This window comes from Akkermansiaceae bacterium (genome assembly GCA_017798145.1).
Lineage (GTDB): Bacteria > Verrucomicrobiota > Verrucomicrobiia > Verrucomicrobiales > Akkermansiaceae > Luteolibacter.
On the sequence record CP059069.1, the window covers coordinates 23,865 to 37,795 of the forward strand.

Below are 13,931 nucleotides of genomic sequence, written 5' to 3' on the forward strand. Positions count from 1 at the left end.
TTGATGGGGGCTGCTTTGCCAACGAAGCTACCTGCATGAAGCCCGCCCTGAAAGCCGTTTTGGCAGCGATCCTGCTCGGCGGGATTGTCGCTGTCGGGTGGTGGGTCTGGAAGGCCGAAAGGGATGGCACCTTTCAAATCCTTTTCACCGGGAAACAGCAAGCGGTGCCGGATACGGCGAGATACGAGGTGCTTGTCGCCGAGTTGCAACGATGGCGGGAAGAGCTCGCCCGGGGATACGCCAAGGCGAGGACGGACGAGCAGAGGCAGGCCGTGGAAAAGGACGCCCGGGTGATCCTGGAGATCATCCTCCCGGAAATGATGCGCTGCTGGGTCGGAACCCCCTATGATTTCAACGGAACCGCCGAGAAACCGGGCAAGGAAAGGATCGCATGCGGCTATTATGTCTCGACGGTGATCCGGGATGCCGGTTTCCGGGTGGACCGTTACAAGCTCGCCCAGCAGCCCTCGGAAAACATCCTGCGTACTTTCCTTCCCGGCGATTCCTGCATGCTCAGGGTGGGGGAGGATTATCCGAAATATGCGGATTGGGTGGAACGCCTGGAGCCGGGGGTCTATCTCCTCGGCCTGGACACGCATGTCGGCTTCATCGTCGTGCGCTCTGACGGCATGCATTTCTTCCACTCATCCGGTGCCGACGAGGTAGGGGTGGTGGAGGAAAACCGCGACAATGCCTGGGCGCTGCGGAAGTCGAAATGGCGCATGCTCGGCCATCTGACCGCAGACAGCGGCGTGATGCGCAACTGGCTGACGGGCGAAAAAATCAAGGTGCGGACGCGGTGACTGCCGCCCCTCTCCTGTCGCACGTTTCCCAAATCGCGTCCCTTTCTGGGATTTTCGGTTTCACGTGCGCCATCCTCCGCCTAGGCTTTTCCCGCGATGAGCGACAAAGAATTTTTCTATCAGGATCCGTTCCCCCTGGGGCCGGATGAAACGGAGTACGAATGCATCCGGGAAGGCGGGGTGGAAACGGAGCAATGCTGCGGCAAGACGGTTATCAAGGTCGGTGGGGACTCCCTCACCTTCCTCGCGTCCGAAGCGATCCGGGCCATCAATTTCACCCTTCGCAGCGGTCACCTCGCACAGGTTGCCGCGATCCTCGATGATCCCGAGGCCTCGGAGAACGACCGCATGGTCGCGCTCATGCTTCTGAAAAACGCGGAGATCGCCGCCCACGGGATCCTTCCCGCCTGCCAGGATACCGGCACGGCGACGATCATCGGGAAAAAAGGCCAGCAGATCTGGACGGAGGGAGACGATGCGGAATTCCTGACAAAAGGAATCTACGATACCTACACCAAGGAAAACCTCCGCTATTCCCAGACCGCACCGCTCAACATGTATGACGAGGTCAACACCAAGACCAACCTTCCCGCACAGATCGACCTCTATGCCACGCAGGGCGACGAATACAAATTCCTCTTTGTCAGCAAGGGCGGCGGCTCCGCGAACAAGACCTTCCTCTACCAGGAAACGAAAGCACTGCTGAACCCGAAGCGTCTCAAGGAATTCTGCATCGAGAAAATGAAGTCGCTCGGCACGGCGGCCTGCCCGCCGTATCACCTTGGCTTCGTCATCGGCGGCACCTCTGCGGAGAACAACCTCAAGACCGTGAAGATGGCCACGACACGCTACTACGATGCTCTGCCGACGAGCGGCAACGAGCACGGCCGCGCCTTCCGCGACCTGGAGCTGGAAAAGGAACTCCTCGCCGCCGCGCGTGAGATCGGGATCGGCGCGCAGTTCGGCGGGAAATATTTCGCGCTCGATGTGAGGGTCGTCCGCCTGCCGAGGCACGGCGCGTCCTGCCCGGTAGGGATCGGCGTTTCCTGCTCCGCCGACAGGCAGGCCAAGGCGAAGATCACCAAGGACGGGATTTTCCTGGAGAAGCTGGAGAAGAACCCCGGCCGTTTCATCCCGGAAAAATACCGCGACTGGAAGTTCAAGGGCGTGGAGATCGACCTCGACCAAGGGATGGGCAAGACATTGGAAACGCTTTCCAAATACCCCGTCACCACCGCCCTGTCCCTCAGCGGCACCATCATTGTCGCCCGCGATTCAGCCCATGCGAAGCTAAAGGAAATCCTCGAAGAGACCGGCGAGCTCCCGGAGTATTTCAAGAGATATCCGGTCTATTACGCGGGGCCAGCGAAGACACCGGCGGGGCTGCCGTCCGGATCCTTCGGCCCCACCACTGCGGGGCGAATGGATGGCTATGTGGATCTTTTCCAGTCCCACGGCGGCTCCATGGTCATGCTCGCGAAGGGCAACCGCTCCCAGCAGGTGACGGATGCCTGCAGGAAGCACGGTGGATTCTACCTCGGGTCGGCCGGTGGCCCGGCGGCCTTGCTGGCCACGGAACACATCCGCTCGCAGGAGGTCGTCGCCTTTCCCGAGCTCGGCATGGAGGCGGTCTGGAAAATCAAGGTGGAGAATTTTCCCGCCTTCATCCTAGTGGATAACAAGGGCAACGACTTTTTCCGGACGATCAACCAGTGCCCGGTGTGCTGAGGAGAGCCCCTACCTCCCTTCCGCCAAACGTTCGGCGAGCATTTCAGGCAGGCCGGCATCGAGGATCTTCTTCTGGGTCGTCGCCATGTCGTATTCGATGCGGCGAAACACGATGAGATTGGTGTCGTGGTCGTAGATCGCGTAGCAGGCGCGGGGATCGCCGTCGCGGGGCTGGCCGACGGAGCCCACGTTGATGAAATACTTCGCGTCCGGCTCGATCTCCACGGATTCGGCGGGCACCTCGCGCACCTTGTCGGACTTGATATAAACGCGCGGCACATGGGTGTGGCCGTGGAAGCAGAGCTGAGTGAACTGATAGGAAAAGTTCGACATCGCATCGAAGCGGTTGGTCACGTAATTCCAATGCACCGGCTGGTCGAGCGTGCTGTGGACGATGGTGTAGTCCGAGACCTGGCGCACCATCCTCAGTCGCTTGAGCCATGTCCGCTGATCCTCGTCGAGCTGCTCGCGCGTCCATTTCAGGGCGGTGGCGGCGACGGGGTTCATCGAGTCGAGCGAATGGTTCTCGGAGGCGTCCTTGTCGTGGTTTCCCTTGACGGTGGGGCAGCCCATCTCGCGGATGATGTTCAGGCAGGCGTATGGATCGGCATTGTAGCCGACGACATCGCCGAGACATACGTAGTCGGTGACACCTTGGCCCGCCGCGTCTTCCAGGACTGCCTCAAGAGCCTCCAGGTTCGCGTGGATATCGCCGAATAATGCCGTCCGCATGGGGTGGGGGAAAAGTGTGGCCAGAGGTGGCCTCGTGTCGAGATGAAATCAAGCAAGGCCCTCCTGCTGGCATTGCGGGGGGGCGTAAGCCAAGCCTGCGGCGGGGAAGCTCTTGACTGCGCAGGAGCTGCGGGTGGGTATGGGGTTAGATCCTTCGGGCAAGGGGAACACAAGCATCTGGCAATCCCGTTTCCGGGAGGCTTTTTGATTGGCGGTGGGGCATGGCGGACGGGGTTCGCCTTTCCGATCAGAGGTTGTCCTTGCTCTGCTTCTTCGCGGCCTTTTTGGCGGGTTTTTTCTCTGCTTTCGCGGCCTTGGCTGCCTTGGCTGCCTTTTCCTTTTCCTCATCCATCTCGTCGTCGTCTATGGTGTGGGTTAGGATGAACTGCAGGTCTTCCATGCCGAGGTTGGAGGCGAAGCCCTCGTCGCCGAGCACGTTGGTGACGAGCTGGGTTTTCTGGTGCTGGAGGATGCGGATTTTCTCCTCGACCGTGTCACGGGTGAGCAGGCGATACGCGATCACCTTGTTTTTCTGTCCGATGCGGTGCGTCCGGTCGATCGCTTGGTTCTCCACGGCGGGGTTCCACCATGGGTCGTACAGGATGACGTAGGACGCGGAGGTCAGGTTGAGGCCCGCACCACCCGCTTTCAGGGAGAGCATGAAGACGGATGGGTCTTTGGTGGTCTGGAAGCGCTCGATCTCGCCCTTGCGGTCCTTGGTCTGGCCGGTGAGGTAGTGGAAGGGGCGGGCTTCGAGCTCCAGGCGCGCCTTGATGAGGTCGAGCATGGAAACGAACTGGGAGAAGACGAGAACCTTGTGGCCTTCCTCGTGGAGCTGGTCCAGTAGGTAGAAGAGGGATTCCATCTTCGCGGATTCATCCTTGAGGTATTTCGGGTCGATGAGACCCGGGTGGCAGCAGATCTGGCGGAGACGCATGAGACCCTGCAGGATTGCGAAGGAGTTCTTCTTCACCGCCTCGTCGGAATCGAGTCCGAGGAGGGCTTTCTGGATGCGCTTGAGCTCGTTCTTGTAGAGCTCGAGCTGCACGCCCTCCATTTTCGAATAGACCTCTTCCTCGGTCCTTGGCGGGAGATCCTGGGCGACCTGGAGCTTGGTCCGGCGCAGCAGGAAGGGGCGCAGGCGGGAGGCGAGGCGGGTCTGGGAAAGGGGATCCTTGCGTTTGTCGAAACGCTTCTTGAAGTAGGCGCGGTTGCCGAGCACACCGGGCATTGCGAAAGCCATGAGCGACCACATGTCGAGCAGGCGGTTCTCGATCGGCGTGCCGGTGAGGACGAGGCGGTTCTGCGAATCGAGCTCGCGGGCGCACTTGGCGGCCTTGGAGTCGGGGTTCTTGATCTGCTGGCCTTCGTCGAGGATGGTGGTGAGCCATTTGATGCCGGAGAGTTCCTCGCCGCAGACACGGAGCTGGGCATAGTTCAGGACAAGCATGTCGATGTTGTTCTGGATGTTCTTGACGTTGATGTCGTCCCGGTTCTTGAGGATCTTGACGCGGAGCTGCGGGCAGAATTTCTCCGCCTCGGAATACCACACATCGAGCACGGATTTCGGGCAGACGATGAGGGCCGGCTTGTGAGGCGCGCCGGTGTCCTTGTGCCTTTGGAAAAGCCAGAGCAGGTAGGTGAGGGACTGGATGGTTTTGCCGAGTCCCATGTCGTCGGCAAGGATGCCGCCGAAGTTGTTTTCCGAGAGGTAGGCGAGGAAATGGAAACCATCGACCTGGTAGGGGCGGAGGGTTGCATTGAGCCCTTCCGGAAGCGGGGGCGTGACCTCCAGCTTGATGTCGTTGGCACGGTTCTTGATGCGCTCCCATGCCTTCGGATCGAAGACCTCCGCCGCCTTCGGGTCGGCAAGCTGGAGGGCGTGCATGCGGTGGGTCTCGCCGGAGAGGTCGAAGGGATCGAGCCCGAGGCGTGTGACGGCCTCGCGCTGGTCGGCGTCGAGCTTGATTTCCAGGCGCATCCAGGAGCCGTCGTCCATGCGGACGTAACCGCCGCGGGCGGCGACGAGCTGGCGGATCTGGGACTTGGAGAGATTGACGCCCTGCACATCGATGACGATGCGGAGGTCGAACCAGTCGATGTCCTGCCCGACGACCTCGAAGCGGACGGCCGCAGTGACAGGGTCATCGAGGATGGATTTCAGGCGCAGGTCGATGTCTAGCTCGATTTCGGGAGGCATGGCGCGCACCCACTCGGCGAATTTCTCAGGGAACTGCTTGGTGATGCGGGATTTGAAGGCGTTGAGCTTCTCGTCATAGGCGAGGGCCATTTCCTCTAGGATGGGGGGGATGGGGTGTAGGGGCTCGCGGGCGAAACGGAGGAGTTGCTTGCCCTTGACCGGCTGTTGCTCGACGAGTTCCCAGCCTTCCTTGGTGAGGCGCTCGGTGCGGCGGCCTTTCGCCTCGATCGCGGTGACGTCCGTGACGAGGTGCTCGGTCTCCGCGGCGGTGAGGCCGGCGATGAGCTTGAGTTCCAGCTTGGGCTTCAGCTCAAGGTCGACGACGCGCTTCTTGAGGGATTCCGGCAGTGTTGCGCCGATCTTGCGGAGGAACTCCACGCCCTCGAGGGAGTCGATGACTTTGCGCGGGATGAGGTAGCGGGGCATGACCTCGGTTTCCTCCAGCCAGCGCGGGGGGCCGGGGAAAACGGTTTCGTCGGACTGATAGAGTTCCTTCCGTCCGGGCAGGAGCCGGACGGAGTGGGAGACATTTTCGCCGGAGGCAGTGACGAGCTGGAGGGCGAAGGAATTGGGGTCGAAGGGTTCGTCCTCGCAGACCCAGGAGAGGGACTCCTCGGAGACGCGGAACGGCCTTTCGTCGAGGTTGACGAGGTAGCCCGTGAGCGCGGGTTGCTGGAACACGCGGTTCATGAAGCGGCAGGATTCCTCCTGGTCGAAGTCCAGAGTGGTGTCGCCGTGCTTGCGGTAGAAGGCGAGGAAATGCTCCCAGAGAGTCTGCGAGGAGGCATCCATGAGGAGCGCGCCCTCCTGGTGCAGCGCCACGTAACGGTCAATGTCGGATTTCTCGCGCAGCTGTAAGAATTGTGCGTTCGGCCTGCTTTCGCGGATTTCCATACGGGCTTCGTTGATCGTGGCAACGAGGCGGAAATGAACGGTGAGGGGAGCATCCTGCGGAGGGCGTTCGTTGACCTGCTCGATGCGGTCATACCATGCGGCGACCTCGCGCTCCTGCTCCCACTCCGCCATTTTCTTCTGCACCGCCGAGAGATCGGTGATGACGGACATGAACTCGGGGTAGGGGAGTTTCCGTTTGTAAAATGCGTAGGCGAGGAAGTTCCAGAACTCCATGATATCGCCAGGCGGCATGGGCCAGAGTTCGAGAGGTTCGTAGGTGGTGATTTCCCAGCGCGGGTTGATCCGGACCATGTCGTGGTCGTGGAGTTCGCCCTCGATGACGTAGCGGCGGTAGCGCTTCTCGATTTTCGTGACGTAGTCTGCCTCCTTGTCATCGAGCTCGCGGCCGAGCTTTTCCTCGATGATGTCGAGGACGGGGGTATCGTCGAATTCGTTGGGCGATTCCGGGAGATCCTCCCCGCGGTGCATGCGCTCCATCATCGTGGCGTATTGGCAGGCGCCGGAAACGAGCTCATCCTCGGCGGTGCAGGATCCGAACCAGCGGTTCCCTTGGAGGCGCAGCGAGGTGCGGTGGGTGCCGGTCTCGTCCTCGACGCGACCCTGGATGAAAAGGTGGTTTCCGAAGATCTGGGTGACGCCGCCGTCTTTCTGGAGCATATCGCCGCGTCTTCGTGCGTCTTCCGGGAAAGAATTGAGGAAATTAAGGGTTGCGCGGTCTGGATTCATAAGACTTTAAGGAAAAACCGACGTGTTAATAGCCGGGGGAGGGATTCTAGGCTGGATTCCCTTGGAAGCGCAATAGGAAGTTTGGCTCGCTTAGGGATATGCTCGTTACGACCGTATCAATCCTTGGTTTAGGGCATGGATCGCACCGCCGCCGGGTGAGGTGAATGAATAGGATCCAGTGAGGCAGTCGTTGAGGTAATCCTTGGCGATGCGGACGGCCACCGTGAGTTCCCTGCCGAGCGCGAGGCCTGACGCGACGGCGGCGGCCAGGGTGCAGCCGGTGCCGTGGGAGGCGCGCACGGAGAGGCGGGGCGAGCTGAAGCTCTGCAGGCGCCCTCCGTGAAAAAGCAGATCCGTGCAAACCGCCGCGTGGAGATGCCCGCCCTTGAGCAGAACCGCGCAGCCATATCTATCCGAAAGCTCGCGGGCGGCGGCCTCCATGTCCTCAAGACAGGTGATGCTCCCGCCCAGCAGAGTCTCCGCCTCGGGAAGGTTCGGCGTGATGACGCAGGCGAGCGGGATGAGTTCGCTGCGGTAGCTTTCCACGGCATCCGGCTCCAGCAGGCTCGCGCCGGTCGAGGCGACCATCACCGGATCGATGACTAGCCTGATGTCCGGGCGGGTCCTGAAAATTTCCGCCACACGGCGGACGTGTTCCGAAGAGCCGAGCATGCCGGTTTTCACAACGGCGAGTGGAAATGAATCCAGCATGAGGAGGATCTGGTCCTCCATCATTCCGGGATCGACGGCATCCACGCGGCGCACGGTTTCCGCGGTTTCTGAGACGATGCACGTCACGGCGGTGAGGCCATGCAGGCCGAAGTGCTGGAAGGTTTTCAGATCCGCCTGCAAACCTGCCCCCGCAGAGCAATCGGAGCCTGCGATCGTCATCACGGGGATGACGGGCCGGGTGATGTCGCTTGTTGTCGCCATTGTTCCTTGATTCTTTGCCGTGTCCTTCCAATCCTTACCTCATGCCGAAAGACATCAAGGAATTTGAAGGCCTGCGCGTCAGAATCGACGATGTCATCTACATGCCCAGCTTGGATGCTCCGGCGGAGAGGCCGCACCCTTTCGTCTATTTCATCTCCATCTTCAACGATTCCTCCGTGCCTGTGACGATACGCGGCAGGAAATGGGTCGTGGTGGAGGATGGGGGGGAGACGACGGTGGTCGAGGGGGACGGGGTTGTAGGTCAGCAGCCGGTGATCGCTGCGGGCGAGCATTTTTCCTACAACAGCTATCATGTGGTAGGCAAGGCGGCGGCGGCTTCCGGAGCTTTCTTCGGGGAAACCGCAGCCGGGGAATGGATTTTCGCGAGGATCCCGGATTTCCGTTTGGAGATCCCCGGCTGGGCGTAAAAAAAGGGACTCCCCGCTGCGGAGAGTCCCTTTGGATGGGGTGATGGGCAGGGGATCAGGCGTTCTGCTGTTCCCTGTTTTCCTCGTCGGCCTCGGTCTCATGATGGAATTCCTCGTTAGGGATTTCCGCATGGGGCTCTTCGGGGGTCACCTCGACGGCGGCCACCTCGGCCTTGGGTTCGTCGATGAGGTCAAGAACCTCTTCCTTAGGCTTGATCGGCGCGAGGGCGGGCATGACATTGGCGGCACGCTCGTTGCCACCTTCCTCGTTTTCCGCATTCTGGTGATCCTCGGATTTCGCGCCGGACACCGTGAGTTGCCGACCCATGAAAAACTGGTCGTGCAGGACTTCGACGGTGCGCTTGGCCTCGTCGATGTCGATCATCTCGACAAAGCCGTAGCCCTTCGAGCGGTGTGTGGTGCGGTTGTAAACGATCTCGATGCGGCGCACGGCCCCTACGCCCTTGAAAAGCTCCTCTAGGTCGCTTTCGGTGGTTTCGTAGGAGAGGTTGCCGACATAGACGCGACGGTTCTCCACGGTGGAAGGATCACCTCCGCGCGGGCCGCCTGCACTGCGCTCCCTGCGTTTGCCCCGGCGCGGGGATTCGCCGTCCTCACGGGACTCCGAGCGTTCATTTCGTTTTTCCGAACGCTCGTCCCGGTTTTCCGAACGCTCGTCGCGGTTTTCGGAGCGGGCATCGCGGGTTTTGTTGCGGCGCGGCTCGCGGGTTTTCTTCACTTCGTCCACATCGGGACGGCGCTCGGGGCGCGGCGGGCGGACAGGCTCCTTGTAGAGGCCTATGGTTTTGAGCAGCTTCTGCCACCAGCTGAGCTGGACGGGTGCGGGCATGGGGCGGCGCTGCGGCTTGCCGGAATCCTGGCGGCCGCTGCGGCCGCCCTGGCGTTTGCCGCCTCCGGATTGGCGCCCGTTTTGCTGGCGGCCTTCGGAATTGCGGTTTTCTGAGTCGTTGTTGTTGCGGCGGTTTTGGCCTCCGCGTGAGCGGCGGCGACGGCTATCTCCCGATTGGCGGGAGTTCTGTGTATCAGTTGACATGTTTTGGCATGGGTCGGTGTTGTACGGACGGCCCGGCGCGGCGGGCATGGCTGCCCGGCGGTGCAGGAACGGACCTGCGAGCTATCGGTGCGGCTGCCGGCCGCCAGCGTTATGGTGCTGGGCCAGGCCTCCGCAACCATTGCGGAAAGAAGCCTGGAAGGGCCGGATGCCGGTGATCTGCGCCGCCGTCCGTGAGCCGGGTGGTTCCGTGTCTCCTGGCAGACCCGAAAGATCCGAGTTTCCCGGAGGAAAACGAATGTTTGGAGAAAATGGGTGCCGGATGCGGACATCGGAGGTTGGGGAACTCCCGCTCGGGCGGCAATCTAGGCGGCTCCGGGCGTTTGGCAAGGTTTAAGAACACCAGCGTGGGTTTCATTTTTTTCATCGGGATGGAATCCGGGCTTGCGGAGGCACATTCCGCCCTGTTGAATTTCCCATGGCAGAGATTTCCTTGGGTTTGTCCTTTGACGATGTGCTCCTTGTCCCGGCGCTCAGCGCGATTTTGCCGGGCGAGGCAGAGCTTGCAACGGAGCTTGCAGCGGGTATTCCGCTCAACCTTCCAGTGGTTTCTGCGGCGATGGACACTGTTTCGGAGCATGATCTGGCGATCGCCCTCGCACGTGAAGGCGGTATGGGAGTTATTCACCGCGCCTGCCCGATCGAGGAACAGGCGGCCATGGTTTCCCGGGTGAAACGCTCGGAAAGCGCCGTGATCCTCAAGCCGCTGACCGTCCGCAAGGAAGAGACGGTTGCCCGGGTGCTGGAGATCATGCACGAGAATGGGTTTTCCGGATTTCCCGTGGTCGATCCGGATGGTCGCCTCGAGGGCATGGTGACGGGTCGGGACGTGCGCTATCTGGACAGGCCGGGCGCATTGGTCTCCGAGGTGATGACAGCCCGCGACAAGGTGATCACCGCCCCGCCGAACACGGGCTTGGAGCAGGCGCGGCGCATCCTTTATGAGAATCGCATCGAGAAACTGCCGCTCGTGGATGCAAACAACATCCTCGTCGGCCTGATCACCGGCTCGGACATCGAGAAGCGCATCATGTTCACCAGCGCCGCCAAGGACTCCAACGGCCAACTCCGCTGCGGGGCTGCGGTGGGTGTCGGGCCGGATGTCGAGGAGCGTGCTGCGGCACTCATCGAGGCGGGTGCCGATGCGCTTTTCATCGATGCCGCCACCGGCCACACCCGCCACGTGATGAATGTGATCGATAAGCTCCGCACGATGAGTGACAGGCCGGTTGTCGCCGGAAATGTCGTCACCGAGGCCGGCGCGCGGGATCTGGTTTCCGCCGGGGCGAGTGCGCTCAAGGTCGGGGTCGGACCCGGATCGATCTGCACCACGCGGGTCATCGCGGGCGTGGGGATGCCGCAGTTCACGGCGATCCAGAACGTCGCCGGATACTGCCGCGAGCGTGGGGTGAAAGTCATCGCCGACGGTGGCATCCGCTACTCGGGCGATGTGGTGAAAGCCATCGCCGCCGGAGCCGATCTGGTGATGCTCGGCTCCATCCTCGCCGGAACCCGCGAAAGCCCCGGCCAGAGCGTGTATTTCCAGGGTCGCCGCTTCAAGACCTATCGCGGCATGGGTTCGCTCGGCGCGATGCGCAAGGGTGCCGCGGACCGCTACTCACAGAACAGCTCCGGCAAACTCGTCGCTGAGGGTGTCGAAGGCAGGGTGCCATACAAGGGTCCGCTTTCCGATGTGATTTTCCAGCTCATGGGTGGCCTGAAATCCGGCATGGGATACGTCGGGGCCGCCACGCTTGCCGAGCTCCGCGAAAAAGCCACCTTCACCCGGATCACCCCCGGCGGCCTCCGCGAAAGCCACGTCCACGACATCGTGATGACCGAGGAACCAACCAACTACCAACCGCTGGGCTGAAGCCACCACCTCCAACTTCCAATCTTCGATTCCCAAGGAAAAGGTTGTTCGTTCGGATCTTCATGGAAGTTGGAGTTTGAAATCTGAAAGTTGAATTTTATGCACGATACAAATCACGTCGCCGTCATCGATTTCGGCTCGCAATACACCCAGCTTATTGTCCGCCGCGTGCGGGAGCTTGGCTTTTTCGCGATGCTGTATTCCCTGGATGATTTCCCGCACATCGGCAAGCCGGGAGCCATCATCCTTTCCGGGGGGCCGAAGAGCACGAGCGAGGCGGATGCCCCGGATCTGGATTTCGGCGCATTGAAAGCGTTCGGGGTTCCAGTGCTGGGGGTCTGCTACGGGATGCAACTGCTGAACCTGAAATTCGGCGGTACCGTCGAGAAGAGCGACCGCCGAGAATACGGCTCCGCAAGTCTTTTTCCGGACACCGCATCGGTACTCTACGCGGGAATTTCGGAGACCTCCCAGGTGTGGATGAGCCACTCGGACACGGTGAGAATCATCCCGGACGGTGCGAAGGTCATCGCAAGGAATCAGCACGATACGCCCGTCTCTCTCCAGTGGGACGAGTCGTTTTTCGGGATCCAGTTCCATCCGGAAGTGACCCACAGCCACGAAGGGCAGCGGATGCTCAAAAACTTCCTCGGCCTCGCGAAAAACCTGGAGCCGTTCAAGATCGACGATTTCAAGCGCGAGATGATCGCTGACATCCGCAAGACTGTCGGCGACCGCCAAGTGGTGTGCGGCGTTTCCGGAGGGGTCGATAGCACAGTGCTTGCCGTGCTGTTGAAAGAGGCGGGCGTGAAAGTCCGCGCCATCTTCGTCGACAACGGCCTGCTCCGCAAGAACGAGGCACAGGAAGTGCAGGCGAATTTCAAGCGCATGGGCCTGGAGATCGAGACCATCGACGCCTCCGACCGTTTCCTCAACGCGCTGGCCGGCGAGGGCGATCCGGAGAAAAAACGCAAGATCATCGGCAACATGTTCATCGAGGTTTTCTGGGATGCCGTTGGCGATGCCCAGATGCTTGCCCAAGGCACCCTCTACCCGGATGTGATCGAGAGCGCATCGAACGCGAAATCCAAGGCTTCCGTCATCAAGACCCACCACAACCGCGTTGCGAAAATCCTCGAACTCCAGGCGGAGGGAAAAGTCCTCGAGCCGCTTGCGGAGCTGTTCAAGGACGAAGTGCGCGCGCTCGGCCGCTCCCTCGGGATTGCGGAGGACATCCTCCAGCGCCACCCCTTTCCCGGCCCCGGTCTCTCCGTCCGCTGCCCGGGAGTGGTCGACAGGGAAAGGCTGGAAATCATCCGCGATTGCGATGCGATCTTCATCGGCAAGCTCAAGGAGTACGGTTGGTATGACAAGGTTTGGCAGGCCTACGCCGGCCTCATCCCGGTCAAGACTGTCGGCGTGAAAGGCGACGAGCGAAGCTACGAATGGGCCACCAATCTCCGTGCCGTCGTCTCCGAGGACGCGATGACCGCTGAGTGGGTCGATCTCCCGGCGCAACTGCTACGGGAAACCAGCCAACGCATCCTCAACGAGGTCAGCGGCATTAACCGGGTGCTCTATGACATTTCCACAAAACCCCCGGCCAGCATCGAGTGGGAGTGAATCATGTTTCCGTGCCATGCTGTGCCCGGCACATGGGACTTGCCCATTGCGCTTCCCACGCCAGCCCAATTATTACGGCAATGACGGCGGTGATTTTGCACAAAAGCGAATTTGTCTAAGAAAAACGCTTGTGAAATTTTTCACAAGCTCCCAACCTACGCCCGGCGAACAGCCCTACCCAATCTCCGCTCATGGCAAACATTTTTCCACGCTGGTCCAACCTGCTACCACTAAAAATCGCGTTTTGCCTAGGTACTGTTGGAGCCGGAGTGGTTCTCGGTATCAACTACTACGCGACTCCGAAGGCTCAGGTCGTGGGCTACCAGCCAACCCAACCCATCCCGTTTTCGCATAAGATCCACGTCGACCAGCTCGGCCTTGATTGCCGCTACTGCCACTCCTTCGTGGATGTCGCCGGTCACTCGAACGTGCCGACCGGCAACACCTGCTGGAACTGCCACCAGCACGTCCAGAAGGACAGCCCCAAGCTCGCCCCGCTGCATGTTTCCATGGATCCGACCTTCCCCGGTTACGATGGCAAGCCGATCGAGTGGGTGCGCATCCACAAGTCTCCCGACTACGTCTATTTCAACCACTCCGCCCACGTGAACCGCGGCATTTCCTGCCAGAGCTGCCACGGAGACGTGCATAAAATGGAGGTTGTCTACCAGGCTCAGCCGCACTCGATGGGATGGTGCCTTGAGTGCCACCGCGCGCCCGAGCAGCACCTGCGCCCGCTTGAGGAGGTTTACAACCTGAACTACGGCGATTCCGATGTCGCGAAATACTCGAAGGATGCCTCGGTCGTAACCACCAAGGATCTCGGCAAGAAGCTCAAGGAAACCTTCAACGTGCACCCGAAAACGAGTTGCGCGACCTGCCACCATTGACCCGCTTT

The 13,931-nt window shown here is 60.9% G+C and carries 10 protein-coding genes; 6 read left to right on the plus strand and 4 right to left on the minus strand.

From position 1 onward, the window contains the following. Positions 1–35: 35 nt before the first annotated feature. A complete protein-coding gene (locus HZ994_00110; protein QTN30796.1) occupies positions 36–803 on the plus strand; it encodes a hypothetical protein in 768 nt (255 codons plus the stop codon). A 96-nt stretch (positions 804–899) separates the two neighbouring features. Next, positions 900–2,531, plus strand: coding sequence for a fumarate hydratase (locus HZ994_00115; protein QTN30797.1), 1,632 nt, complete (start codon positions 900–902; stop codon positions 2,529–2,531). 9 nt (positions 2,532–2,540) lie between these two features. Here the strand turns inward: HZ994_00115 and HZ994_00120 are convergent, their stop codons facing one another. The 3 genes from HZ994_00120 to thiD all read right to left on the minus strand — a co-directional run bounded on the left by HZ994_00120 (position 2,541) and on the right by thiD (position 8,037). Continuing rightward, positions 2,541–3,263, minus strand: coding sequence for a metallophosphoesterase family protein (locus tag HZ994_00120; protein QTN30798.1), 723 nt, complete (start codon positions 3,261–3,263; stop codon positions 2,541–2,543). A gap of 247 nt (positions 3,264–3,510) precedes the next feature. After that, positions 3,511–7,104 (minus strand): DEAD/DEAH box helicase, encoded by a 3,594-nt coding sequence (locus HZ994_00125; protein ID QTN30799.1) that lies wholly within the window; start codon positions 7,102–7,104, stop codon positions 3,511–3,513. Between the two features lie 105 nt (positions 7,105–7,209). Next, positions 7,210–8,037: a bifunctional hydroxymethylpyrimidine kinase/phosphomethylpyrimidine kinase gene (gene thiD / locus HZ994_00130; protein ID QTN30800.1), complete on the minus strand. Its 828-nt coding sequence runs from the start codon at positions 8,035–8,037 to the stop codon at positions 7,210–7,212. A 41-nt stretch (positions 8,038–8,078) separates the two neighbouring features. Here thiD and HZ994_00135 point away from each other — a divergent pair, with 41 nt between their 5' ends. Beyond that, on the plus strand, positions 8,079–8,465 hold the full coding sequence (locus HZ994_00135; protein ID QTN30801.1) for an ApaG domain: 387 nt from the start codon (positions 8,079–8,081) through the stop codon (positions 8,463–8,465). A gap of 55 nt (positions 8,466–8,520) precedes the next feature. Here the strand turns inward: HZ994_00135 and HZ994_00140 are convergent, their stop codons facing one another. Beyond that, positions 8,521–9,315, minus strand: coding sequence for a hypothetical protein (locus tag HZ994_00140; protein ID QTN34280.1), 795 nt, complete (start codon positions 9,313–9,315; stop codon positions 8,521–8,523). Between the two features lie 640 nt (positions 9,316–9,955). Here HZ994_00140 and guaB point away from each other — a divergent pair. The 3 genes from guaB (at position 9,956) to HZ994_00155 (ending at position 13,923) form a co-directional block, all read left to right on the plus strand. After that, positions 9,956–11,410, plus strand: a complete 1,455-nt coding sequence (gene guaB, locus HZ994_00145; GenBank protein ID QTN30802.1) for an IMP dehydrogenase — start codon at positions 9,956–9,958, stop codon at positions 11,408–11,410. Between the two features lie 99 nt (positions 11,411–11,509). After that, positions 11,510–13,033 carry a glutamine-hydrolyzing GMP synthase gene (guaA, locus tag HZ994_00150; GenBank protein QTN30803.1) on the plus strand — a complete coding sequence of 508 codons (1,524 nt, stop codon included), beginning with the start codon at positions 11,510–11,512 and terminating at the stop codon, positions 13,031–13,033. A 191-nt stretch (positions 13,034–13,224) separates the two neighbouring features. After that, a complete protein-coding gene (locus HZ994_00155) occupies positions 13,225–13,923 on the plus strand; it encodes a cytochrome c3 family protein (GenBank protein ID QTN30804.1) in 699 nt (232 codons plus the stop codon). Positions 13,924–13,931: the final 8 nt, after the last annotated feature.

What these genes read in the sequence shown, in the direction of transcription:
- HZ994_00140 (QTN34280.1), bottom strand. Translation starts at nt 9,315, where the DNA reads ATGCCCGCACCCGTCCAGCTCAGCTGGTGGCAGAAGCTGCTCAAAACC.
- HZ994_00120 (QTN30798.1), bottom strand. Translation starts at nt 3,263, where the DNA reads ATGCGGACGGCATTATTCGGCGATATCCACGCGAACCTGGAGGCTCTT.
- HZ994_00155 (QTN30804.1), top strand. Translation starts at nt 13,225, where the DNA reads ATGGCAAACATTTTTCCACGCTGGTCCAACCTGCTACCACTAAAAATC.
- guaB (QTN30802.1), top strand. Translation starts at nt 9,956, where the DNA reads ATGGCAGAGATTTCCTTGGGTTTGTCCTTTGACGATGTGCTCCTTGTC.
- guaA (QTN30803.1), top strand. Translation starts at nt 11,510, where the DNA reads ATGCACGATACAAATCACGTCGCCGTCATCGATTTCGGCTCGCAATAC.
- HZ994_00110 (QTN30796.1), top strand. Translation starts at nt 36, where the DNA reads ATGAAGCCCGCCCTGAAAGCCGTTTTGGCAGCGATCCTGCTCGGCGGG.
- HZ994_00125 (QTN30799.1), bottom strand. Translation starts at nt 7,104, where the DNA reads ATGAATCCAGACCGCGCAACCCTTAATTTCCTCAATTCTTTCCCGGAA.
- thiD (QTN30800.1), bottom strand. Translation starts at nt 8,037, where the DNA reads ATGGCGACAACAAGCGACATCACCCGGCCCGTCATCCCCGTGATGACG.
- HZ994_00135 (QTN30801.1), top strand. Translation starts at nt 8,079, where the DNA reads ATGCCGAAAGACATCAAGGAATTTGAAGGCCTGCGCGTCAGAATCGAC.
- HZ994_00115 (QTN30797.1), top strand. Translation starts at nt 900, where the DNA reads ATGAGCGACAAAGAATTTTTCTATCAGGATCCGTTCCCCCTGGGGCCG.